Raw genomic sequence first — 23,375 nt, forward strand, 5'->3', positions numbered from 1 at the left:
GTTGCGCTTTGGCAGTATTCGCATCGCGGGCCGGGGTTAACCTGGGATACCGATGCGGAGGGAACGGGGAGCACAGCCGTGAGCCTGGACAAGATACTGATGCCGGTGCCGGACGGGCACCCGGATGTATTTGGTCGCGAGTGGCCGCTCCGGGTCGCCGACATCGACCGCACCGGCCGGCTGCGGCTCGACGCCGCCGCCCGGCACATCCAGGACATCGGCCAGGACCAGCTGCGCGAGATGGGCTTCGAGGAGACCCACCCCCTGTGGATCGTGCGGCGCACCATGGTCGACCTGATCCGCCCGATCGAGTTTCAGGACATGTTGCGGTGCCGGCGCTGGTGTTCGGGCACCTCGAACCGATGGTGCGAGATGCGGGTCCGCATCGACGGTCGCAAGGGCGGCCTGATCGAGTCCGAGGCCTTCTGGATCAACATCAACCGGGAAACGCAGATGCCGTCGCGCATCGCCGACGACTTCCTGGCCGGCCTGCACAAGACCACCTCGGTGACCCGCCTGAAGTGGAAGGGCTACCTCAAGCCGGGCAGCCGCGACGACGCGACCGAGATCCACGAGTTCCCCGTCCGGGTGACCGACATCGACCTGTTCGACCACATGAACAACTCGGTGTATTGGAGCGTGATCGAGGATTACCTGGCTTCGCATCCCGAGCTGCTGCGGTGGCCGCTGCGGACCACGATCGAGCACGAGGCGCCGGTCGCGCTGGGCGACAAACTCGAGATCATTTCGCATGTCCACCCGGCCGGTTCGACCGATCAATTCGGTCCGAACCTGGCGGACCGGGCTGTTACAACGCTCACATATGCGGTCGGCGACGAGACAAAAGCCGTCGCCGCGATCTTCGCTTTATAGCGGTACCGTCGGTCCCCTCAATTTGCGTTCTGACCTGCGAAAATATGGTTACTGACCGGTAGCTTCTGAAACGGTTAAGTTTGCGTTCATCTTCGCAAAGTTCGCAAAATTGAGCGATCGTGTTGCCGAAATTGGCAAATGAAACGGGTGGACCTGCACGAACAAGCTGTGCCATCTTCGAGTTAGCACGCCAGTGAAGTTGAGCCCTAGCTACCGCCGCAAGGCGGGTGGCGTGGACCGTTCAGCGTCAGTTCAGCAATTGAAGACCGTTTAAGGAGTAAGCCCAATGTCTGTCGTTGGCACGCCCAAGAGCGCCGAGCAGATCCAGCACGACTGGGACACCAACCCGCGGTGGAAGGGTGTCACGCGCACCTACTCCGCCGAGGACGTCGTCGCGCTGCAAGGCACTGTTGTCGAGGAGCACACCCTGGCCCGCCGCGGCGCGGAGGTGTTGTGGGAAGAGCTGCACGACCTGGAGTGGGTCAACGCGCTGGGCGCGCTGACCGGCAACCAGGCCGTGCAGCAGGTTCGCGCCGGCCTGAAGGCCATCTACCTGTCGGGGTGGCAGGTCGCCGGTGACGCCAACCTGTCCGGCCACACCTACCCCGACCAGAGCCTGTACCCGGCCAACTCGGTGCCCCAGGTGGTCCGCCGGATCAACAACGCGCTGCAGCGCGCCGACCAGATCGCCAAGGTCGAGGGCGACAAGTCGGTGGAGAACTGGCTGGCGCCGATCGTCGCGGACGGCGAGGCCGGCTTCGGCGGTGCGCTCAACGTCTACGAGCTGCAGAAGGCCCTGATCGCCGCCGGCGTCGCCGGTTCGCACTGGGAGGACCAGCTGGCGTCGGAGAAGAAGTGCGGCCACCTCGGCGGCAAGGTGCTGATCCCGACCCAGCAGCACATCCGCACCCTGACCTCGGCCCGGCTGGCCGCCGACGTGTGCGGCGTGCCGACCGTCGTGATCGCCCGCACCGACGCCGAGGCGGCGACGCTGATCACGTCCGACGTCGACGAGCGTGACCAGCCGTTCATCACCGGCGAGCGCACCAAGGAAGGCTTCTACCGGACCAAGAACGGCATCGAGCCCTGCATCGCTCGGGCGAAGGCCTACGCCCCGTTCGCCGACCTGATCTGGATGGAGACCGGCACGCCCGACCTCGAGCTGGCGCGCAAGTTCTCCGAGTCGGTGAAGGCGGAGTTCCCCGACCAGATGCTGGCGTACAACTGCTCGCCGTCGTTCAACTGGCGCAAGCACCTGGACGACGGCACCATCGCGAAGTTCCAGAAGGAGCTTGCCGCAATGGGATTCAAGTTCCAGTTCATCACGCTGGCCGGCTTCCACGCGCTGAACTACTCGATGTTCGATCTGGCCTACGGCTACGCCCGCAACCAGATGAGCGCCTACGTGGAGCTGCAGGAGCGCGAGTTCGCCGCCGAGGAGCGTGGCTACACCGCCACCAAGCACCAGCGCGAGGTCGGTGCCGGTTACTTCGACCGGATCGCGACCACGGTGGACCCCACCTCGTCGACCACGGCGCTGACCGGTTCGACCGAAGAGGGCCAGTTCCACTGAGTTAATCCGCCGACCAGACGCAGAATCGCACGTTTGCGATTGAGATCATGCGAGTCTGCGTCTGCTCGCGGCTGAAGTAGCATAGGCCCCGCCCGGCCACGCTGGGCGGGGCCTATTGCGGTGCATGACAACACGACTCGGGAGAGAGACAACAAGTGAGCGACGCAGCGATTCAGCGGGTCGGGGTTGTCGGTGCGGGGCAGATGGGCTCCGGCATCGCCGAGGTCTCCGTCCGCGCGGGAGTCGACGTAACGGTGTACGAGCCGACCGAGGCGCTGATCACGGCGGGGCGCAACCGCATCGTCAAGTCGCTGGAGCGGGGAGTCAGCGCCGGCAAGGTGACCGAGCGGGAGCGGGACAGCGCGCTCGGCAAGCTGACCTTCACGACCAACCTGAAGGACCTGGCCGACCGCCAGTTGGTGATCGAGGCCATCGTCGAGGACGAGGCCGTCAAGGCCGAGCTGTTCGCCGAACTGGACCGGGTCGTCACCGATCCCGACGCCGTGCTGGCGTCGAACACCTCCAGCATCCCGATCATGAAGGTCGCGGCGGCCACCAAGAACCCCCAGCGCGTGCTCGGCCTGCACTTCTTCAACCCGGTGCCGGTGCTGCCGTTGGTCGAGCTGGTGTGCACGCTCGTCACCGACGAAGCCGCCGCCGCGCGCACCGAGCAGTTCGCCGGCGCGGTGCTGGGCAAGCAGGTGGTGCGCTGCTCGGACCGGTCCGGCTTCGTGGTCAACGCGCTGCTGGTGCCCTACTTGCTGTCGGCGATCCGGATGGTGGAGGCCGGCTTCGCCAGCGTCGAGGACGTCGACAAGGCCGTCGTCGCGGGGTTGTCGCACCCGATGGGACCGCTGCGGCTGTCCGACCTCGTCGGCCTCGACACCCTCAAACTCATCGCGGATAAAATGTTCGAGGAATTCAAAGAACCGCAATACGGTCCACCGCCGCTGCTGCTGCGCATGGTCGAGGCGGGCCGGCTGGGCAAAAAATCCGGTCAGGGTTTCTATACTTACTGACGCGGCCGGTGTCTGTGTAGCAACCGATCTGCGCATCCGATATCATCCTCCCGGTCAACAAACGAGAGGTGTATCGGGCAACCATGACTTCGTTGGAGCCGTATTACGAAGAGTCGCAATCTATCTATGACGTATCGGACGAGTTTTTTGCCCTATTCCTAGACTCGACAATGGGCTACACCTGCGCTTACTTCGAGCGAGACGATATGACCCTCGAGGAAGCGCAGAATGCGAAGTTCGATCTGGCGCTGGGAAAACTGAACCTCGAGCCCGGGATGACGCTGCTCGATATCGGCTGCGGCTGGGGCGGGGCGCTGCAACGGGCGGTCGAGAAGTTCGACGTGAACGTGATCGGAATTACCCTCAGCCGCAACCAGTTCGAATACAGCAGAACCAGGCTGGCGGGGATCCCGACCGAGCGCAACGTCGAAGTGCGGTTGCAGGGCTGGGAAGAGTTCGACGACAAGGTCGACCGGATCGTCAGCATCGGAGCATTTGAAGCGTTCAAGGCCGAGCGTTGGCCCGCGTTTTTCGACCGCGCCTATGACATCCTCCCCGACGACGGCACGATGCTCCTGCACACAATTTTGGCGCATTCACAGAAGCAGATGCACGAGCGCGGCATCGCTTTGACGATGAGCGACGTGCGGTTCACGCGATTTATCTACACGGAAATCTTCCCGGGCGGGCAGTTGCCGGCGCAGGAAGATATTTTCGCGCTGGCCGATGCCGCCGGATTCAGTGTCGAAAAAGTGCAATTGCTGCGCGAGCATTATGAACGGACGCTGAATATTTGGGCGGCCAACCTGGCGGCGAACAAAGAAAAGGCGGTCGCCATCCAGTCCGAGGAAGTCTACGAGCGCTATATGCACTATTTGACGGGGTGCGAGGACTTCTTCCGCAAGGGAATCAGCAACGTCGGCCAGTTCACCCTGGCCAAGTAACGTCCCGGCGGCCGGCGCCGCCGGTCACTTCTCGCAGGTGAACTGGTTGACGTCCGTGTAGCCCTGGCGGAACAACTTGGCGCAGCCGGTGAGGTACTTCATGTACCGGTCGTAGACCTTCTCCGACTGGATCGCGATGGCCTTGTCCTTGTTGGACTCGAGGGCCGCGGCCCATATTTCCAGCGTCCTGGCGTAGTGCAGCTGAAGCGACTGGATCCGGGTCACCTTGAAACCGGCGTCGCCGGCGTGCTCTTCGACCGACGGGATCGTCGGCAGCCATCCGCCGGGGAAGATCTCGGCCAGGATGAACTGGGTGAAGTGAACGACCTCGTGGGTCAACGGTGTGCCCTGGGCCCTGGCCTCTTTGAAGGTCGGACGCGAGATGGTGTGCAGCAGCATGACCCCGTCGGCCGGCAGCACCCGGTAGGCCATCTTGAAGAAGTGGCCCCACCGTTGCCGGCCGAAGTGCTCGAAGGCGCCGATGGAGACGATGCGGTCGACGGGCTCGTCGAACTTCTCCCAGCCCTCCAGCAGCACCTGCGCCGAGCGGTTCGTGTTCAGCCCGTCGAACATCTGCTGGACGTGCTCGGCCTGGTTCTCCGACAGCGTCAGGCCCACGACGTTGACGTCGTACTTCTCAATGGCGCGCCGCAGCGTGGCTCCCCAGCCGCAGCCGATGTCGAGCAGGGTCATCCCCGGCTCGAGCCCGAGCTTCCCCAGCGACAGGTCGATCTTGGCGAGCTGCGCCTCCTCGAGCGTCATGTCGTCGCGCTCGAAGTAGGCGCAGCTGTAGGTCTGGGTCGGGTCCAGGAACAGCCGGAAGAAGTCGTCGGACAGATCGTAGTGCGCCTGCACGTTCCCGAAATGCGGCGTGAGCTGCACGGACATGAGTGGTAGGGCCTTTCTGTATCTCGGGGCTCCGGGCGGCCTGGCGGCCATGCGCCGCGGTTCACCCCCGATGCATCCCCTGCATGCTAGCCGTTAAGGCCCTACAAGTCGCATTCCAAAGTCGGCTTTGCGTCACACGTACGTCACACAGCCGTGCGCAACACGGCGCCGACGGCGAGCCCCAGGACCAGCAGCGCCCCCGCCTGGCGCACGTGCACCCAGGCCAACGCCGCGTACCACAGCGGCCACACCGGGAAGTTCGGTGGCGGTTCGTCGGGCCTCGGCCGGCGGAAATACGGCCATACCTTCGCCAGCCGAGGCAGCGCCAACACGACGATCAGTGCGGGCCAGGGCATCGCCCCCACGACGACGGCGATGGCCACCAGCGCATAGAAGCCGACCATCATGCCCAGCGTGACGGCCCGGGCGCGCGCCTCGCCGAGCAGCACGGGCAGGGTCCGGATGCCAAGCGGCTCGTCGTAGGGGATCTTGTCGATGTGCTTGCCCATCAGCACCGTCGTGCACAACAGCCCGTAGGGCAGCGATGCGACGACGACGTCCCACCCGACCGCGCCCACCGCGGAGTAGTAGGTGCCGCACACCATCAGCGGTCCCCACACCACGAAGACGTCCGGCTCGCCGAGGCCGCGCTTCTTCAGCCGCAGCGGTGGCGCCGTGTAGGCGACGCTGAGGGCGAACCCGCCGAGCGCGAACGCCACCACCGGCCACCCCCGCGCCCACGCCAGCGTCACCAGGATGGCCAGATCCGCCACGTTGACCGCCAGGATCGCCAGCCCGAGCGTGCGCCGGCTGATCAGCCCCGACAGCACCGGATGCGGGGCGTACAGGGCGCGCGGGTAGGTGGCGCTGTCGGTGCCGACCTGGGTGTCGTAGAGGTCGTTCATAAGGTTGTTGGCGGTGTGCGCAAGCGTGATGCCCAGCACAGCCAGGACCAGCCAGCGCCAGTCCAGCCCGGGTTTGCCGACCGCCAGCAGGGCCGCCACCAGCCCGGAGACCAGGGTCATCGGCAGCACCGCGGCCCGGGTGACCACGAGCCAGCGCGTGACGGCGTCGACCGGCCCGTCCGGGGGCGGGTTGGTGGTGCGAAGCGCGTAGGCCCACGACCGGAGGCGTGAGCCGGCGCTCACGTCAGCCATCGGGGCCCGACGTCATGGCGCCCGCGGCGGCACGATCGGCGACGGGTGCGGCTGCTCGCGGAACTTCTCCAGCGACCCGCCCGCCTCGACGATGCCGCAGATCGCGCTCCAGCTCAGCATGGTCAGGTAGTCGATCAGCTCGTCGGCGGTCATCCGCGGGTCGGAGATCCACGAGTGGGTCGCGAGCTGCACGCCACCGACGATCATGTAGGCCCACGGTTCCACGCCGCCGGTGTCCATCCCGGCCTCCTGCATGCGGCGGCGCAGCATCATTGCCAGCATGCGGGCGATGATTCGCTCGGAGTCGGCGATCACCTTGCTCTTGGTCGGCGAGCTGTTGGCCATCACGAACCGGTACGGCTCCGGTTCGTCGGCAACCGTCTCGACATACACCCGGATGATCTCGCGGGTCAGGTCGAAGCCGTCCAGGTTGGAGGTCAGCGCGCCCGCCATGTTGGGAATCAGCGTCGACTGCGCGAAGCGCATCAGCACCGCGGTGGTCAGGTCGTTCTTGTCGACGAAGTAGCGGTACAGCACGGTCTTGGAGACCCCGATCTCCGCCGCGATCTCGTCCATGCTCAGGAAGCGGCCGCGCTGCCGGATCGCCACGATCGTGCCGTCCACCAGCTCATTGCGGCGCTCCACCTTGTGTTGGTGCCAGCGCCGCTTGCGACCATCCGTCTTTACGGTCACAGCCCGGATCCGCTCTGCCACTGTCGCCGCTTCTCACTCATCAGACGCCCCTGATACTACGGCTTGCCGGGTGCCTTTTGGCGGATGGGCCGCGCGAGCGGGGGCTGTCCAAGCAGGGCAGTAACACTAACCGGCCGCGGCGAGACATGATGGTGTGGTGACACACCGAGCCTCCCCTGGGGGCGGAGCACCGGGCCCGCCCGCAGCGAGGCCGACGTCCCTGGCGGAATCGTTCGCCGGGGCGGATCCGGCGGCCGACGCCGAGCGGCGGGTGGCGCTGCGCCGGATGAAGCTGGTGGCGCTGAGCTTCCTGGTCGGCGCCACCGGCCTGTTCCTGGCCTGCCGGTGGGCGCAGGCCCATGCCGTCACGGCAACCTGGGTGGGCTACGTCGGTGCGGCCGCGGAGGCCGGGATGGTGGGCGCGCTGGCCGACTGGTTCGCGGTCACCGCCCTGTTCAAGCACCCGCTGGGCATACCGATTCCGCACACCGCGATCATCAAGCGCAAGAAGGACCAGCTCGGCGAGGGCCTGGGGACCTTCGTGCGGGAGAACTTCCTGTCGCCGTCCGTCGTCGAGACCAAGTTGCGCGACGCCCAGGTGCCCAGCCGGCTCGGTAAGTGGCTGTCGGAGACCGCCCACGCCGAGCGGGTGGCCGGCGAGACGGCGACGGTGCTGCGGGTGCTGGTGGAGCTGTTGCGCGACGAGGACGTCCAGCAGGTGATCGACCGGATGATCGTGCGCCGCATCGCCGAACCGCAGTGGGGCCCGCCGGTGGGCCGGGTGCTGGCGACCCTGCTGGCCGAGAACCGCCAGGAGGCCCTGATCCAACTGCTGGCCGACCGGGCGTTCCAGTGGTCGCTGAACGCCGGGGAGGTGATCCAGCGCGTCGTCGAGCGTGACTCGCCGAGCTGGTCGCCCCGGTTCATCGACCACCTCGTCGGCGACCGGATCCACCGCGAGTTGATGGACTTCACCGACAAGGTGCGCCGCAACCCCGACCACGAGTTGCGCCGTTCGGCGACGCGTTTCCTGTTCGAGTTCGCCGACGACCTGCAGCACGATCCGGAGACCATCGCGCGCGCGGATGCGGTCAAGGAACAGCTGATGGCGCGCGACGAGATCGCCACCGCGGCCGCGACGGCGTGGAAGACGCTGAAGCGGCTGGTGCTCGAGGGCGTCGATGACCCGTCCAGCACGTTGCGAACCCGCATCGCCGACACCGTGGTCCGGATCGGGGAGTCGCTGCGTGACGACGCCGACCTGCGCGACAAGGTCGACAGCTGGATCGTGCGGGCCGCCCAGCATCTGGTTTCCGAGTACGGGGTGGAAATCACCGCGATCATCACCGACACGATCGAGCGCTGGGACGCGGAGGAGGCCAGCCGGCGCATCGAACTGCACGTGGGCCGCGACCTGCAATTCATCCGGATCAACGGGACGGTCGTCGGGTCCCTGGCGGGGCTGATCATCTACGCAGTCGCCCAGTTGCTTTTCTAGGGGTGCTAACAAGTGCTTGCAAAAGCAAGCACTGGGTCGTAGTCTGTTGCCGTAAGCCAGGCCACCAGACCCGAGGAGTGCTCGATGCCGCAGGAGGAGAAGCTCTCCGCCAAGGTTTCGACGGCGGCCTCCGATATGGCCTCCGACCTCGGCAGCTTCATCCGCGACCTGCGTGAGAACGCGCAGGTCTCGGTGCGGCAGCTCGCCGAGCGGTCCGGCGTCAGCAACCCGTACCTGAGCCAGGTGGAGCGTGGACTGCGCAAGCCGTCCGCCGACGTCCTGAGCCAGATCGCGAAGGCGCTGCGGATCTCCGCCGAGGTGCTCTATGTGCGGGCCGGGATCCTCGAGCCCAGCGACAAGAACCAGGTGCGCGACGCCATCATCACCGACACGGCGATCACCGAGCGCCAGAAGCAGATCCTGCTCGACATCTACGCGTCATTTGCCGAGCAGAACGAATCCAATTTCGAGGAGAGTCCGAGCGAACCTGACAGCGACGAGTGACGCGTTCGCAGTCGCGCTAGTGACACCAACGAGTTGGTGACGCATAGATGCCAGGGCGCTTGGTTACCCGAAGGGAAGGGGTTTGACGCCAGGCCCATCGAAGTCGCAGTAACCCCAATAAGAAACAAATTATGAAAGGAAACACCATGGCTGAAAACCCGAACGTCGACGACTTGCGGGCTCCGTTGCTGGCGGCGCTCGGCGCGGCCGACCTGGCGCTCGCCACCGTCAACGACCTGATCACCAACCTGCGTGAGCGCGCCGAAGAGACCCGCACCGAGACCCGCAGCCGGGTCGAGGAGCGCCGCGCTCGCCTGTCCAAGCTGCAGGAGGACCTGCCCGAGCAGTTCACCGAGCTGCGCGAGCGCTTCACCTCCGAGGAGCTGCGCAAGGCCGCCGAGGGTTACCTGGAGGCCGCGACCAGCCGTTACAACGAGCTGGTCGACCGCGGCGAGGCCGCCCTGGAGCGCCTGCGCAGCCAGCGGCCCTTCGAGGACGCGTCGGCGCGTGCCGAGGGCTACGTCGACCAGGCCGTCGAGCTGACCCAGGAGGCGCTCGGCACCGTCGCGTCGCAGACCCGCGCGGTCGGCGAGCGGGCCGCCAAGCTGGTCGGCATCGACCTGCCCAAGAAGGCCGAGTCGGCCAAGAAGGCCACGGCCAAGAAGGCCCCCGCCAAGAAGGCTCCGGCCAAGAAGGCCCCGGCCAAGAAGGCGTCGGCCAAGAAGGTCACCCAGAAGTAACCAGACGCGCGACTCCGAGTTGTCCCCGGGCAACTCGGAGTCGACGTTTTGGACGGTGCCCGCATACCCTTGATGCGTGACCCACGCCGTGAGCATCGTCATGTTCGTCCTGCAGATCGCCGTCGCGCTGACGGCCGTGTACGCGTTCGTGCACGCAGCGCTGCAACGAACCGACGCCTATACCGCCGCAGACAAGCTGACCAAGCCCGTGTGGTTGGTGATCCTCGGCGTGGCGGTGGCGCTGTCCTCCGTGCTGAGTTTCGTGTTCGGCGTGCTGGGCATGGCGATCGCCGCCTGCGCCGCCGGGGTGTATCTGGTCGACGTGCGGCCGAAACTGCTTGAGATTCAGGGCAAGTCGCGCTAGCCGGATGAAGGCCCTGCTGGCCGCGCCGGCGGTGGTGCTGGTCGCGCTGCTGGGCCCGCCGGCCCCGGCGTCCGTCGCACGTGCCGACGACACCCCCGCGCCCCCGTTCGTCGACCACACCCAGTGGTCCCGTTGGCAGGGCCTGTCCAGCCTGCGGGTCTTTCCCACACCATCCGGGCGGTTAGCCGCCAGACAACCGGGCACCGCGTCGCAGGCCGACGAGGCGTGGGCCGAGGTGCTCGCGCTGGCGCCGGACGCCGACACCCCCGGCATGCGCGCGCAGTTCGTCTGCCACTGGCAGCTCGCCGAGTTCGTGCAGCCGGGCAAGACCAGCTGGAACCTCGAGCCCTGGCGCCCAGTGGTCGACGACGCCGAAATGTTCGCCACCGGCTGCAACCCCGGCGGTCCGGAAGAAGGGTTCTAGTTGGCGAGGCAACCCACGCGGGCCCAGCTGGCGGCCCTGATCGACCACACCCTGCTCAAGCCCGAGGCCACCCGCGCCGACGTGGCCGCGCTCGTCGCCGAGGCGGCCGACCTCGGTGTGTACGCCGTGTGCGTCTCGCCGTCGATGGTCCCGGCCGCGTCGCACGCCGCCGGCTCCGGCGTTCGGGTGGCGGCGGTGGCGGGCTTTCCGTCGGGCAAGCACGTGCCGGAGGTCAAGGCGCGCGAGGCCGCGCTGGCCGTGCAGGCCGGCGCCGGCGAGATCGACATGGTCATCGACATCGGCGCCGCGCTGGACGGCAACATCGATGCCGTGCGACGCGACATCGAGGCGGTGCGGGCCGCTGTGCCCCAGGCCGTGCTCAAGGTCATCGTGGAATCGGCGGTGCTGCTGGCGCGCGCGGGCGGGGAAACCCTGGCGGACGTGTGCCGCGCAGCCGAGGACGCCGGAGCCGACTTCGTCAAGACCTCGACCGGCTTTCACCCGGCGGGCGGGGCGTCGGTGGACGCCGTCGCCCTGATGGCCGAGACGGTCGGCGGGCGGCTGGGCGTCAAGGCCAGCGGCGGCATCCGCACGGCCGCCGACGCGCTAGCGATGCTGGATGCCGGTGCCACCCGGCTCGGCCTGTCGGCCAGCCGGGCGGTGCTCGACGGGCTCGGCGGCGACCCTTAGAGGTTGGCGAAGCAGGGGTCGGTGGTGTTGTCGTTCGGGATGGTGGCGTTCTGCGTCGAAAAGTGGCTTGTCACACCGGTATCGGTGACCTGCACGCTGTCGGCGTGGATGCCCAGCGGGTAATTCTTGGTGAAGTTGGCGGTGAAGTCGTCCAGCGTCGACTGCACCGATTCCTTGGGCATGGTGAAGCCCAGCGCGTTGAAGCTGACGATCTGCAGCTGCAGCCCGGTGCCGGACACCACCGGCTTGGCGGTGATGTTGTCCAACATGCCCTTCAACTCGACGGTGCCGTCGGCAGGGTGAGTCGTCACGCTGTTGGTGACGAACGGACCCAGGACCGGGATCGCGTTCTGCACCGACTGCTTGATCCCGTCACTGGTCCACGTGATGGTGGCGTCCAGCGAGCCGATGGTGCCTTTTGAGTTGGCGTTCGACTGGAGCCGCACGTCGCGGATGTTGAGGTTGAGCTTCATGCCCTTGGCATCGCGGATGTTGTTGCCGGCCGTCTGGACCGAGATGTTGGTGTAGTGCTTGGTGGCCTGTTGCCACAGCATCAGCGGCGTCACGCCGAAGGATGCGGTGGCCTGGTCCTTGACCTCACACGCCACCGCCTGGGCGACCTTGGAGTTCGCCTCGTGGCGGACGTACAGCTCGCCCCCGATCAAAGCGGCGAGCAGGAGCGCGAAAACGATGATCAGGATCAGCGCGATGGACAGCGGGTCGCGAAGGAGGCGTCGTTTCTTCTTCACCGGTGCCGGCTCTTGGTCGGGGGTGGCCAGCTTCTCCGTCGGGCCCACGGGCGGGGCTGGGGGCGGCGGGTAGGGGGGCCGCGGCGGGTTCTGATGCGGGACGCTCAGCTGCTCGGTCTGCTGACCGGAAGCGGCCGGCGGCGGGGACTGCTGAGTCGGGCCGCCGGTATTGATGCGTTCGGTCGGACGCTCAGTCGGGGGCTGGCCGAAGGGGCCTTGGTTGCCGGGACGGGCCCATGTCGACGGGCCCTCGTTCGGTGGTCCTGGTGGGCCCTGTGGGTTCGTCACCCAACCGATTCTGCCCTATCCACCTGAGCAAAGTCGGAGCGGTTGCGCAGCACCGCGATGCTGTCCCGGGCCGCGGCGACCCGGTCCACGTCGATGTCGGCGACCACGAGCTGCGGCCCGTCGCCGGCCGAGGCGACCACCTCGCCCAGCGGCGAGGCGACCAGGCTGCCGCCCACCCCCAGCGGCGCACCCGACCCGGAATCGGTCAGGGCCGCGCCGGGATCGGCCTGACCGACCGCGGCCACATAGCTCATCGAGTCCAGCGCGCGGGCCCGGGCCAGCAGCGTCCACTGCTCGAGCTTGCCCGGCCCCGATCCCCAGGACGCGCAGGCGACGATCAGCTGGGCGCCGCGGCGGGCCAGCTCGGTGTAGAGCGCCGGGAACCGGATGTCGTAGCAAACGCTCAATCCCACCCGGACGTCGTCGACGTCGACCACCACCGGTTCGTGGCCGGGCGCGACGGTGCGCGACTCGGTGAACCCGAATGCGTCGTACAGGTGGATCTTGTCGTAGTGGGCGTCGGGCCGGTTGGGGGTGCCCGGCCCGGCCACGATCAGCGTGTTCTTCACCCTGCCGTCGCCGGACGGGGTGAACATGCCCGCGATGACCGTGATCCCCGACTCGGTCGCGATCGCGCGCACCTCGTTGGCCCAGGGCCCGTCGACGGGCTCGGCGATCGGGGCCAGGGGGACGCCGAACCGGCACATGGTCGCCTCCGGGAAGGCCACCAGCGCGGCGCCCGCGTCGGCAGACCGGCGGGTGTTCTCGCGGACCAGCTCGAGGTTCGCCGCGGGATCGCTGCCACTTTGGATCTGCGCCAGCGCGATTCGCATGGGCGCCAGCTTAGGCCTCGGCTTAGGCGCGGTGACGATGCGCGCCGCGTGCGGCGCGAGGAGGAAGCGGGCGATTCGGCTTAGGCGCGGCTTAGGCGCTCTGGGCGATCCACTCCGCGGTCAGCCGTTGTTCGCGGCTCACCAGCTCGTCCAGCTGGGCGCCGATGAGCCGCTCCACCTTGCCGCCGATGATCGGGATCCGCACCTGGACGGTGATCCGGGAGGTGAGCCGGGCGCCGCCGGTGCCGGCGATCGGTGCCAGTTCCCCAGTCCCGGACACGTTCGCCGGGGTGTCCAGAATGGTGACCGCGATCGAGCCCGTGGCGGTGCCGTCGACGAGCGGACCCCAGGTTTCCTTGCGCCTGATGCAGATGTCGCCCCGGTGCAGCTGCTTGACGACAGCGTGCAGGTTGTGGCTGCGCACCACCTGCAATGTGACCACCTCGACGGTGCCGTCCCGTCCGGACTCGCCGCCGACCCGCATCGACTCCAGCCTCGCCTCGTCGACGGGAATGTCGGCCAGCCTGGCCCGCCAGTACCCCTCCTCCTGGAAAGCGCGGTGGACGTCTTCGACGCTTTCCTCGTACTCGGCCGACAACTCGAATGAATGCGGCATAGCTGGCCAGGCTACCGTTACGGGCCATGAATTCGAGCGGTGCCGGTTCGCTCTTCGCCGGCGCGCGTGTCGATGAGGCGGTGCCGCTGGCGCCGTTGACCACCTTGCGGGTCGGGCCGGTCGCGCGACGGCTGATCACCTGCACCAGCACCGATCAGGTGGTCGCCGTGCTGCGTCAGTTGGACTCCGAAGCCCGGGCGACGCCGGTGCTGGTGTTTGCTGGCGGGTCCAACCTGGTGATCGCCGACACGTTGACCGACCTGACCGCGGTGCGCTTGGCGAACGACGGCATCACGGTGGACGGCAACGTGGTCCGCGCCGAGGCGGGCGCGGTCTGGGACGACGTGGTGGTCGAGTCCATCGAGCACGGCCTGGGCGGGCTGGAGTGCCTGTCGGGCATCCCCGGGTCGGCCGGCGCCACGCCCGTGCAGAACGTCGGAGCGTACGGGGCGGAGGTGTCCGACACCATCACCCGGGTGCGGGTGCTGGATCGCGAAAGCGGCGAGGTGCGCTGGGTGCCGGGCGACGAGCTCGGCTTCGGTTACCGCACCAGCGTCTTCAAGCAGGCGTCCCATTCGGGCCGCGAAATCCCTTGGGCGGTACTGGAAGTGGAGTTCGTGTTGGACCCGTCGGGCCGCAGCGCGCCGCTGCGTTACGGCGAGCTGACGGCCGCGCTGAACGCCACCGCCGGCGAGCGCGCCGATCCCCAAGCCGTGCGCGAGGCGGTGCTGATGCTGCGGGCGCGCAAGGGCATGGTGCTCGACGCGAGCGACCACGACACCTGGAGCGTGGGTTCGTTCTTCACCAACCCCGTGGCGGCTCCGGAGGCCTACGAACGGCTGGCCCGCGACGTCGAGGGGCCGGTTCCGCACTACCCGGCGCCGGACGGGGTCAAGCTGGCGGCGGGCTGGCTGGTGGAGCGTGCCGGCTTCGGCAAGGGCTATCCGCACGATGAAGCGGCACGTTGCCGACTTTCGACCAAGCACGCGCTTGCTCTGACCAACCGCGGCGGGGCCACCGCAAACGACGTCATCGCGCTGGCCCGCACGGTGCGTGACGGAGTCCATGCTGTGTTTGGCATCACACTGGAACCGGAGCCTGTCCTGCTCGGCTGCAGGCTGTAGCGGCAAATCCCCCGTGATTGCGCGTCGGCGCCGAATTGTCGTGGCGCCGTTGGGGTCTATTCTCCCGGTATCTTTAGATGTCGTGAGCACATCCAGTACCCCGCCGCCGGTTAACCGGCGCTTGGCCCTGGCGGCCCTCGGGCTCGGCGTGTTCGCCCCCAGCGTGTTGGCCGCCTGCGCGGGCACCGCGGCCAAGCAAGCCGAGACCAAGAAGGAGCCGCCGGCGCCTCAGCTGAAGTTCCAGCCGGCGGACGCCGCCTCCGACGTGGTTCCGATCTCGCCGATCAGCGTCCAGGTCAGCGACGGCTGGTTCCAGAAGGTGGCGTTGACGAACTCGTCGGGCAAGGTGGTCGCAGGATCTTTCAACGCCGACCGCACCGTCTTCACGACCACCGAGCCGCTGGGCTACGACGCGACCTACACCTGGAGCGGTTCGGCCGTCGGCCACAACGGCAAGGCGATCCCGGTGACCGGCAAGTTCACCACCGTGACGCCGAGCAAGAAGATCGGCGGCGCCTTCCAGTTGGCCGACGGCCAGACCGTCGGGGTCGCCGCGCCGATCATCATCCAGTTCGACGCGCCGATCAGCGACAAGGCCTCCGTCGAGAAGGCACTCACCGTCACCACCACGCCCCCCGTCGAGGGCAGCTGGGCGTGGCTGCCCGACGAGGCGCAGGGGGCGCGCGTGCACTGGCGCCCGCGCGAGTACTACCCGGCGGGCACCACGGTCAACGTCGACGCCAAGCTGTACGGGCGGCCGTTCGGTGACGGTGCGTTCGGCGCCGACGACATCTCGCTGCACTTCCAGATCGGCCGCAAGCAGGTCGTCAAGGCCGAGGTCTCCTCGCACCGCATCCAGGTCGTCACCGACGCCGGCGTCATCATGGACTTCCCATGCAGCTACGGCGAGGCCGACAAGGCGCGCAACGTCACCCGCAACGGCATTCACGTGGTCACCGAGAAGTACGCCGACTTCTACATGTCCAACCCGGCGGCGGGCTACTCCAATGCTCACGAGCGCTGGGCGGTGCGGATCTCCAACAACGGCGAGTTCATCCACGCCAACCCGATGAGCGCGGGCGCGCAGGGCAACAGCAACGTCACCAACGGCTGCATCAACCTGTCGACCTCCGACGCCGAGGAGTACTACCGCACCGCGATCTACGGCGACCCCGTCGAGGTGACCGGCAGCTCGATCCAGCTGTCCTACTCCGACGGCGACATCTGGGACTGGGCCGTGGACTGGGACACCTGGGTGGCGATGTCGGCGCTGCCGCCCCCGACGGCGCACCCGCCGGCCACGCAGATCCCGGTGACCGCGCCGGTCACCCCGTCGAACGCCCCGACGCTGTCGGGCACGCCCACTTCTTCTCCGACGACCACCACGCCTTCGCCTAGCCCTGGCGGTTAAACCGCGTCGCGCTGGCCTGGTCGCGCGGCTTCATGACGATCAGGTCGAGGTCGACGTGGGACGGCCGCGAGGCGACGAACCCGATCACCTCGGCGACGTCGGCGGCCGTCAACGGCGTCAGCCCGGCGTACACCGCGTCCGCGCGCTGTTGGTCGCCGTCGAAACGGACAAGCGAGAACTCGGTTTCGACCGCGCCCGGCGCAATCTCGGTGAGCCGCACCGGTTTTCCGAGTAGTTCACCGCGCAGCGTTCGGTGCAGCGCGCCCTGGGCGTGTTTGGCCGCGGTGTAGCCGGCGCCGCCGTCGTAGGTCTCCAGCGCCGCGACCGAGGTGACGGTGACGATCAGGCCGTCGCCGGAGTCGATCAGCTTGGGCAGCAGCGCGCGGGTGACGCGCAGCGTGCCCATCACGTTGGTCTCCCACATCCACCGCCAGTGCTCCAGGTCGGCCTCGGCGACGGGTTCGAGTCCCCAAGCGCCACCGGCGTTGTTGACCAACACGTCGACGCGTCCGAGCTTGTCCGCCAGCGCTTGCACCGCGGCATCGTCTGTGACGTCGGCCACAACGCCGGTCCCGCCGATTTCGTCGGCCAGCGCGTTGATCCGATCCGCGCGGCGCGCCACAGCGACCACGTGAAAGCCAAGGGCCGCAAGGACTTTGGCGGTCGCCTCGCCGATCCCGGAGCTGGCGCCGGTGACCACCGCGACCCGCTGTTGCCCCCCTACTGCGTTCATCGGAATAACTCTAATAAACGTGCTAAATTCTCGGAGTGCACCTCAGCGCCCTGTTCGACAACACCGCCGCGTGTCTTTGCGCGGCGAGTGCGTGTTGTTGCCGCGCACTTTGCCGCTCCTGACCTTTCAGGCGTGGCCGAAGCCGGCCATTCGAACTCGGACAAAGGAATCTCGTGCGCACGACGACTCTCACCCACACCCATTCCCCCAGCCGCAAGGCCCCCCTCCGGTTGCACCGCCAGATCCTGCCCCCGGCGCTGCACATCTCCGACTCGGCCGCGGCTTCGGTATTCCGCGCCGTCCGGTTGCGTGGCCCGGTCGGCCGTGACGTCATCGCCGGCGTCACGTCGCTGAGCATCGCCACCGTTAACCGCCAGGTCATCGCGCTGCTCGACGCCGGGCTGTTGCGCGAGCGCGCCGACCTGGCCGTATCCGGCGCCATCGGACGCCCGCGCGTGCCCGTGGAGCTGAACCACGAACCGTTCGTGACGCTCGGCATCCACATCGGCGCGCGCACCACCAGCATCGTGGCGACCGACCTGTTCGGCCGCACGCTGGACACCGTCGAGACCCCCACGCCGCTCAGCGCCGCCGGGCCCGCGCTGGCATCGCTGGCCGAGAGCGCCAGCCGGTACCTGAGGCGCTGGCACCGGCGCCGCCCGCTCTGGGTCGGGGTGGCGATCGGTGGCACCGTCGACAGCGCCACCGGACACGTCGACCACCCGAGGCTGGGCTGGCGGCAGGCGCCGGTGGGCCCCGTGCTGGCCGACGCGCTCGGACTGCCGGTCTCGGTGGCCTCGCACGTCGACGCCATGGCCGGCGCCGAGCTGCTGCTCGGCCTGCGGCGATTCGCGCCGAGCTCGCCGACCAGCCTGTACGTCTACGCCCGCGAGACCGTCGGCTATGCGCTGGTGATCGGCGGGCGGGTGCACTGCCCAACCAGCGGCCCCGGCACCATCGCCACGCTGCCCGCCCACTCCGAGTTGCTCGGCGGAGCAGGACAGCTGGAGTCCACCGTCAGCGACGAAGCGGTGCTGGCCGCCGCGCGCCGGCTCAAGATCCTTCCCAGTGTCGCTCCGGCGACCCGCATAAACGGGTCCGCGACCGCGATGACCGACCTACTGCGGGTGGCTCGGGCCGGCAATCAGCAGGCCAGGGAGCTGCTGGCGGAGCGGGCCCGGGTCCTCGGCGAGGCGGTCGCCCTGCTGCGCGACATGCTCAACCCCGACGAGTTGGTGGTCGGTGGGCAGGCCTTCACCGAGTACCCCGAGGCGATGGAGCACGTGGAGGCGGCGTTCGCCGAAAACTCGGTCCTGGCGCCGCGCGATATCCGCGTCACCGCCTTCGGCAACCGGGTGCAGGAGGCCGGGGCCGGGACGGTGTCGCTGGGCGGGCTGTACGCCGACCCGCTCGGCGCGATGCGCCGCGCCGGGGCGCTGGACGCCCGGCTGCGGGACGTCGCCGCCGACGAGACGTCCGCTTAGCGCGAACGGCGCGCTTGGGTCGGTTCGCGGCCCGTCCTGTAAAGATGAAGGGGTGCGGCACGACGACGTCCCCCGGCTGAACGGCCCGCGCCGGGTCGCAGTGTTGGCGGTGCACACCTCACCGCTGGCCCAGCCGGGGACCGGCGACGCCGGCGGCATGAACGTCTACGTGCTCCAAACCGCGCTGCACCTGGCCCGCCGCGGCATCGAGGTGGAGATCTTCACTCGGGCCACCGCGTCGGCCGATCCGCCCGTCGCCCACGTGGCGCCCGGCGTGCTGGTCCGCAACGTGGTGGCGGGGCCGTTCGAGGGCCTGGACAAGTACGACCTGCCGACCCAGCTGTGCGCGTTCGCGGCCGGGGTGCTGCGCGCCGAGGCGTCGCACGAGCCGGGCTACTACGACATCGTGCACTCCCACTACTGGCTGTCCGGGCAGGTCGGCTGGCTGGCCCGGGACCGCTGGGCGGTGCCGCTGGTGCACACCGCGCACACGCTCGCCGCGGTGAAAAACGCCGCCCTGGCCGACGGGGATGCGCCCGAGCCGCCGCTGCGCACGGTGGGCGAGCAGCAGGTCGTCGACGAGGCCGACCGGCTGATCGTCAACACCGAAGACGAAGCGCGGCAGTTGATTTCGATTCATCGCGCCGACCCGGCCCGCATCGACGTGGTCCACCCCGGCGTGGATTTGGACGTGTTCCGCCCGGGTGATCGCCGCGCGGCACGGGCCGCGCTCGACCTCCCGCCCGACGAGGACGTGGTGGCCTTCGTCGGCCGGATCCAGCCGCTGAAGGCGCCGGACATCGTGCTGCGCGCCGCCGCGAAATTGCCCGGGGTGCGCATCGTGGTGGCCGGCGGCCCGTCGGGCAGCGGTCTGGCTTCACCGGACGGGCTGGTTCGGCTGGCCGGCGAACTCGGCATCACCGACCGTGTCACGTTCCTGCCGCCGCAGTCCCGCGTGGACCTCGCGACGTTGTTCCAGGCCGCCAATCTTGTTGCGGTGCCGAGCTATTCGGAGTCGTTCGGGCTCGTCGCCGTCGAGGCGCAGGCGTGCGGCACCCCGGTTGCCGCCGCCGCGGTCGGCGGCCTGCCGGTGGCCGTGCGCGACGGGATCTCCGGCGCGCTGGTGTCCGGCCACGACGTCGGCGACTGGGCGGACGCCCTGGATCGGCTGCTGCGCCTGCCCACGCCGCAGGCCGACGCGATGGGCCGCGCGGCCGCCGCGCACGCGGCCACCTTCTCCTGGGACAACACCACCGACGCGTTGCTGGCCAGCTATCGGCGCGCGATCGGCGACTTCACCGCCCTGCGCCAGCGCCGGTTTCGCGACCGGGCCTCGATGCGCAAGCCCCGGCGGTGGACGACGCGTCGCGGGGTGGACGCGTGAACACGACTGTGCAGGCCGTGATCGAGCACACGCTGCGGGCGAGCGGGCTGACCTACTCGGAATTCCCCGGCGCGCACGGCGGTCTGCCGGGCCTGGTGGTGGAGTTGCCCGGCGAGCGCAAGCTCAAGACCAACACCATCCTGAGCGTCGGCGAGCATTCGGTGCGCGTGGAGGCGTTCGTGTGCCGCAAGCCCGACGAGAACCACGAGGGCGTTTACCGGTTCCTGCTCAGGCGCAATCGCCGGCTGTACGGGGTCGCTTACACGCTGGACAACGTCGGCGACATCTACCTGGTGGGCCGCATGTCGCTGGCGTCGGTCGACGCCGACGAGATCGACCGGGTGCTCGGCCAGGTGCTCGAGGCGGTGGACTCGGACTTTAACACGTTGTTGGAGTTGGGTTTTCGCTCGTCGATCCAGAAAGAGTGGGAGTGGCGGGTGTCGCGCGGGGAGTCGCTGAAGAACCTGCAGGCGTTCGCACACTTGATTGACGACGACGACTCCGACGACCAATAGCGCCGCGTGAGAGACTTTCCGGCATGGGAGACACTGCCACGCTGGTGCTGCTCCGCCACGGCGAGAGCGACTGGAATGCCCTCAACCTGTTCACGGGCTGGGTCGACGTCGGGCTGACCGAGAAGGGCCGGGCCGAGGCGGTCCGAAGCGGCGAGCTGATGACCGAACACGGTCTGATGCCCGACGTGCTCTACACCTCGCTGCTGCGCCGCGCGATCACCACCGCGCACCTGGCGCTGGACACCGCCGACCGGCTGTGGATCCCGGTGCGGCGCAGCTGGCGGCTCAACGAACGCCACTACGGCGCGCTGCAGGGCCTGAACAAGGCCGAGACCAAGGAGCGCTACGGCGAGGAGCAGTTCATGACCTGGCGGCGCAGCTACGACACGCCGCCGCCGCCGATCGAGCGGGGCAGCAAGTTCAGCCAGGACACCGACCCCCGCTACGCCAACATCGGCGGCGGCCCGCTGACCGAATGCCTCGCTGACGTGGTGGCCCGTTTCCTGCCGTACTTCACCGACGTCATCGTCCCCGACCTGCGGACCGGCAAGACGGTGCTGATCGTCGCGCACGGCAACTCGCTGCGCGCCCTGGTCAAATACCTCGACGACATGTCCGACGAGGAGATCGTGGGGCTGAACATCCCGACCGGGATTCCGCTTCGCTACGACCTGGACGCCGACATGCGCCCCGTGCTGCCGGGCGGGACCTACCTGGACCCGGAGGCGGCCGCGGCCGGCGCCGCCGCCGTTGCCAGCCAGGGGCGCGGCTGAGCTCCTCCGCGCCCACCAGCAGCTTTTAAAGGCCCTTTTGCCAAACATCGCGTAAACGGCAGCGGAACACCTGTTGCGTAGGGTGTGACTTGTCCGATTTTGGCCGCGCTCCGCTAGGGCGGCGTTCACCAAATTTGTAGGATTTTGTTGTGACTGTGTTCTCGGCGCTGTTGCTGGCCGGGGTCTTGTCAGTGCTGGCACTGGCCGTAGGTGTTGCGGCCGGCGTCCGGCTGGCGCCGCGGGCGGTCGAGCGCCGTCAGCAATCCACCACCGAATGGACGGGCATCACCGTCGCGCAGATGCTGCAACGCATCGTCGCGCTGATGCCGCTGGGAGCCGCGGTGGTGGATTCGCATCGCGACGTCGTCTATCTCAACGACCGGGCTAGGGAATTGGGGCTGGTTCGTGATCGGCAGCTCGACGACCAGGCCTGGCAGGCCGCCCAGCAGGCGCTCACCGGCGTCGACGTCGAGTTCGACCTGCGGCCGCCCAAACGCGCCGCGGGCCGCTCGGGGCTTTCGGTGCACGGGCAGGCGCGGTTGCTCAGCGAAGAGGACCGCCGGTTCGCGGTGGTGTTCGTGCACGACCAGTCCGACTACGCCCGGATGGAAGCCACCAGGCGCGATTTCGTGGCCAACGTCAGCCACGAGCTCAAGACCCCGGTGGGCGCCATGGCGCTGCTCGCCGAGGCCCTGCTGGCCTCCGCGGACGACTCCGAAACCGTTCGCCGCTTCGCCGAAAAGGTGCTCGTGGAAGCCAACCGGCTGGGGGACATGGTCGCCGAGCTGATCGAGCTGTCCCGGCTGCAGGGCGCCGACCCGTTGCCCAACGTCACCGACGTCGAGGTGGATACCGTTGTCTCCGAGGCGATTTCACGCCACAAGGTGGCCGCCGAGAACGCCGACATCGAGATTCGCACCGACGCGCCCAGCGGCCTGCGGGTGCTGGGCGACGAAACCCTGCTGGTGACCGCGCTGGCCAACCTGGTGTCCAACGCGATTGCGTATTCGCCCCCAGGCTCGCCGGTTTCGATCAGCCGGCGGCGCCGCGGCGACAACATCGAGATCGCCGTGACCGACCGCGGAATCGGGATCGCGCTGGAAGACCAGGAGCGCGTCTTCGAGCGGTTCTTCCGCGGAGACAAGGCGCGTTCGCGGGCCACCGGCGGCAGCGGCCTGGGACTCGCGATCGTCAAACACGTTGCGGCCAACCACAACGGCAGCATCGGCGTGTGGAGCAAGCCGGGAACCGGATCGACGTTCACCCTGTCGATTCCGGCCTACCAGGACGGCGACGAGGAACCCGAGCAACCGCGGGGTCGTGAGGTGCGACCCAACCGGTCACAACGAGAGGAAGAATTGAGTAGATGACGAGCGTGCTGATCGTGGAGGACGAGGAGTCGCTGGCCGATCCTCTGGCATTCCTCCTGCGCAAGGAGGGCTTTGAGGCCACGGTCGTGACCGATGGACCCGCAGCACTCGCCGAGTTCGATCGCGGCGGCGCCGACATTGTGCTGCTCGACCTGATGCTGCCGGGCATGTCCGGCACCGACGTGTGCAAGCAGCTGCGCGCTCGTTCCAGCGTGCCGGTGATCATGGTGACCGCCCGCGACAGCGAGATCGACAAGGTCGTCGGCCTCGAGCTGGGCGCGGATGACTATGTCACGAAACCCTATTCGGCGCGCGAACTGATCGCCCGGATCCGCGCGGTACTGCGCCGCGGCGGCGACGACGACTCCGAGATCAGCGACGGCGTGCTGGAGTCCGGGCCGGTGCGGATGGACGTCGAACGCCACGTCGTCTCCGTCAACGGTGACACGATCACGTTGCCGCTGAAGGAATTCGACCTGCTCGAATACCTGATGCGCAACAGCGGACGGGTGCTGACCCGCGGCCAGCTGATCGACCGGGTGTGGGGTGCGGATTACGTCGGTGACACCAAGACACTCGACGTGCACGTCAAGCGCCTGCGCTCGAAGATCGAGGCCGACCCGGCCAACCCGGTGCACCTGGTCACGGTGCGCGGGTTGGGATACAAGCTCGAGGGCTAACGGTCCGCGTCGCCGCTCACCGCCACGACTGTGTATTCAGGGCGGTCG

The 23,375-nt window shown here is 68.2% G+C and carries 25 protein-coding genes; 18 read left to right on the forward strand and 7 right to left on the reverse strand.

The annotated features are described in order from the left end of the window. The first annotated feature begins 78 nt into the window (after nt 1–78). From N415_RS12050 to N415_RS12065, 4 genes are all read left to right on the forward strand, one after another. Nucleotides 79–873: an acyl-[acyl-carrier-protein] thioesterase gene (locus tag N415_RS12050; RefSeq protein WP_068181491.1), complete on the forward strand. Its 795-nt coding sequence runs from the start codon at nt 79–81 to the stop codon at nt 871–873. Nucleotides 874–1,159: 286 nt separating this feature from the next. Beyond that, nucleotides 1,160–2,446, forward strand: coding sequence for an isocitrate lyase (gene aceA, locus N415_RS12055; protein WP_068181493.1), 1,287 nt, complete (start codon nt 1,160–1,162; stop codon nt 2,444–2,446). Nucleotides 2,447–2,601: 155 nt separating this feature from the next. After that, on the forward strand, nt 2,602–3,465 hold the full coding sequence (locus N415_RS12060; protein WP_068181496.1) for a 3-hydroxybutyryl-CoA dehydrogenase: 864 nt from the start codon (nt 2,602–2,604) through the stop codon (nt 3,463–3,465). Nucleotides 3,466–3,548: 83 nt separating this feature from the next. Then, a complete protein-coding gene (locus tag N415_RS12065; RefSeq protein ID WP_068181500.1) occupies nt 3,549–4,409 on the forward strand; it encodes a cyclopropane mycolic acid synthase family methyltransferase in 861 nt (286 codons plus the stop codon). Nucleotides 4,410–4,433: 24 nt separating this feature from the next. On the opposite strand, the gene pcaA is transcribed toward N415_RS12065, so the two are convergent. The 3 genes from pcaA to N415_RS12080 all read right to left on the reverse strand — a co-directional run bounded on the left by pcaA (nt 4,434) and on the right by N415_RS12080 (nt 7,168). Then, the gene (gene pcaA, locus N415_RS12070) at nt 4,434–5,297 is read right to left on the reverse strand and encodes a cyclopropane mycolic acid synthase PcaA (RefSeq protein ID WP_068181503.1); all 864 of its coding nucleotides are present in this window, start codon (nt 5,295–5,297) and stop codon (nt 4,434–4,436) included. A 143-nt stretch (nt 5,298–5,440) separates the two neighbouring features. Continuing rightward, nucleotides 5,441–6,454, reverse strand: a complete 1,014-nt coding sequence (locus N415_RS12075) for a prenyltransferase (protein ID WP_068181507.1) — start codon at nt 6,452–6,454, stop codon at nt 5,441–5,443. 12 nt (nt 6,455–6,466) lie between these two features. After that, complete coding sequence (locus tag N415_RS12080; RefSeq protein WP_067151728.1) at nt 6,467–7,168, reverse strand: TetR/AcrR family transcriptional regulator; 702 nt, start codon at nt 7,166–7,168, stop codon at nt 6,467–6,469. Between the two features lie 136 nt (nt 7,169–7,304). On the opposite strand from N415_RS12080, the gene N415_RS12085 reads away from it, so the two are divergent. The 6 genes from N415_RS12085 (at nt 7,305) to deoC (ending at nt 11,367) form a co-directional block, all read left to right on the forward strand. Beyond that, nucleotides 7,305–8,645, forward strand: coding sequence for a DUF445 domain-containing protein (locus N415_RS12085; protein WP_068181694.1), 1,341 nt, complete (start codon nt 7,305–7,307; stop codon nt 8,643–8,645). An 84-nt stretch (nt 8,646–8,729) separates the two neighbouring features. Continuing rightward, complete coding sequence (locus N415_RS12090) at nt 8,730–9,149, forward strand: helix-turn-helix transcriptional regulator (protein ID WP_068127036.1); 420 nt, start codon at nt 8,730–8,732, stop codon at nt 9,147–9,149. Nucleotides 9,150–9,295: 146 nt separating this feature from the next. Continuing rightward, nucleotides 9,296–9,889, forward strand: coding sequence for a heparin-binding hemagglutinin HbhA (gene hbhA / locus N415_RS12095; RefSeq protein WP_068112711.1), 594 nt, complete (start codon nt 9,296–9,298; stop codon nt 9,887–9,889). A 100-nt stretch (nt 9,890–9,989) separates the two neighbouring features. Continuing rightward, on the forward strand, nt 9,990–10,253 hold the full coding sequence (locus N415_RS12100; RefSeq protein WP_081665208.1) for a DUF2516 family protein: 264 nt from the start codon (nt 9,990–9,992) through the stop codon (nt 10,251–10,253). Between the two features lie 4 nt (nt 10,254–10,257). Beyond that, the gene (locus N415_RS12105) at nt 10,258–10,677 is read left to right on the forward strand and encodes a DUF2599 domain-containing protein (protein ID WP_068181511.1); all 420 of its coding nucleotides are present in this window, start codon (nt 10,258–10,260) and stop codon (nt 10,675–10,677) included. Continuing rightward, nucleotides 10,678–11,367: a deoxyribose-phosphate aldolase gene (deoC, locus tag N415_RS12110; protein WP_068181513.1), complete on the forward strand. Its 690-nt coding sequence runs from the start codon at nt 10,678–10,680 to the stop codon at nt 11,365–11,367. Here deoC and N415_RS12115 read toward each other — a convergent pair. The 3 genes from N415_RS12115 to N415_RS12125 form a co-directional block, all read right to left on the reverse strand. Further along, the gene (locus N415_RS12115; protein WP_068181517.1) at nt 11,364–12,404 is read right to left on the reverse strand and encodes a DUF2993 domain-containing protein; all 1,041 of its coding nucleotides are present in this window, start codon (nt 12,402–12,404) and stop codon (nt 11,364–11,366) included. The genes deoC and N415_RS12115 overlap by 4 nt on opposite strands. Then, nucleotides 12,401–13,237, reverse strand: coding sequence for a carbon-nitrogen hydrolase family protein (locus tag N415_RS12120; protein WP_068181521.1), 837 nt, complete (start codon nt 13,235–13,237; stop codon nt 12,401–12,403). Before N415_RS12120 ends, N415_RS12115 begins: the two co-directional genes overlap by 4 nt. A 91-nt stretch (nt 13,238–13,328) precedes the next feature. Beyond that, complete coding sequence (locus N415_RS12125) at nt 13,329–13,853, reverse strand: DUF2505 domain-containing protein (protein ID WP_068181523.1); 525 nt, start codon at nt 13,851–13,853, stop codon at nt 13,329–13,331. Between the two features lie 26 nt (nt 13,854–13,879). Between N415_RS12125 and N415_RS12130 the strand changes: the two genes are divergently transcribed. Both N415_RS12130 and N415_RS12135 read left to right on the forward strand, forming a co-directional pair. Next, a complete protein-coding gene (locus N415_RS12130; RefSeq protein WP_068181526.1) occupies nt 13,880–14,977 on the forward strand; it encodes a UDP-N-acetylmuramate dehydrogenase in 1,098 nt (365 codons plus the stop codon). Between the two features lie 40 nt (nt 14,978–15,017). After that, on the forward strand, nt 15,018–16,388 hold the full coding sequence (locus tag N415_RS12135) for an Ig-like domain-containing protein (RefSeq protein WP_239645513.1): 1,371 nt from the start codon (nt 15,018–15,020) through the stop codon (nt 16,386–16,388). Here N415_RS12135 and N415_RS12140 read toward each other — a convergent pair. Beyond that, on the reverse strand, nt 16,372–17,121 hold the full coding sequence (locus N415_RS12140; protein WP_068181532.1) for an SDR family oxidoreductase: 750 nt from the start codon (nt 17,119–17,121) through the stop codon (nt 16,372–16,374). The two genes, N415_RS12135 and N415_RS12140, sit on opposite strands and share 17 nt — an antisense overlap. Before the next feature lie 173 nt (nt 17,122–17,294). Here N415_RS12140 and N415_RS12145 point away from each other — a divergent pair, with 173 nt between their 5' ends. The 6 genes from N415_RS12145 (at nt 17,295) to regX (ending at nt 23,327) form a co-directional block, all read left to right on the forward strand. Next, nucleotides 17,295–18,605: an ROK family protein gene (locus N415_RS12145; protein WP_068181535.1), complete on the forward strand. Its 1,311-nt coding sequence runs from the start codon at nt 17,295–17,297 to the stop codon at nt 18,603–18,605. Nucleotides 18,606–18,657: 52 nt separating this feature from the next. Then, nucleotides 18,658–19,989, forward strand: a complete 1,332-nt coding sequence (gene mshA / locus N415_RS12150) for a D-inositol-3-phosphate glycosyltransferase (RefSeq protein ID WP_068181538.1) — start codon at nt 18,658–18,660, stop codon at nt 19,987–19,989. After that, nucleotides 19,986–20,504, forward strand: coding sequence for a YbjN domain-containing protein (locus N415_RS12155; protein WP_068181697.1), 519 nt, complete (start codon nt 19,986–19,988; stop codon nt 20,502–20,504). Before mshA ends, N415_RS12155 begins: the two co-directional genes overlap by 4 nt. A 23-nt stretch (nt 20,505–20,527) precedes the next feature. Continuing rightward, on the forward strand, nt 20,528–21,277 hold the full coding sequence (locus N415_RS12160) for a phosphoglyceromutase (RefSeq protein WP_068181540.1): 750 nt from the start codon (nt 20,528–20,530) through the stop codon (nt 21,275–21,277). A gap of 149 nt (nt 21,278–21,426) precedes the next feature. After that, nucleotides 21,427–22,647 carry an ATP-binding protein gene (locus N415_RS12165; RefSeq protein WP_142282078.1) on the forward strand — a complete coding sequence of 407 codons (1,221 nt, stop codon included), beginning with the start codon at nt 21,427–21,429 and terminating at the stop codon, nt 22,645–22,647. After that, nucleotides 22,644–23,327, forward strand: a complete 684-nt coding sequence (gene regX / locus N415_RS12170) for a two-component sensory transduction protein RegX (protein ID WP_046187060.1) — start codon at nt 22,644–22,646, stop codon at nt 23,325–23,327. The genes N415_RS12165 and regX overlap by 4 nt, the downstream gene beginning before the upstream one ends. Nucleotides 23,328–23,375 lie beyond the last annotated feature (48 nt).

This window comes from Mycobacterium sp. UM_CSW, from assembly GCF_000455205.1.
Lineage (GTDB): Bacteria > Actinomycetota > Actinomycetes > Mycobacteriales > Mycobacteriaceae > Mycobacterium.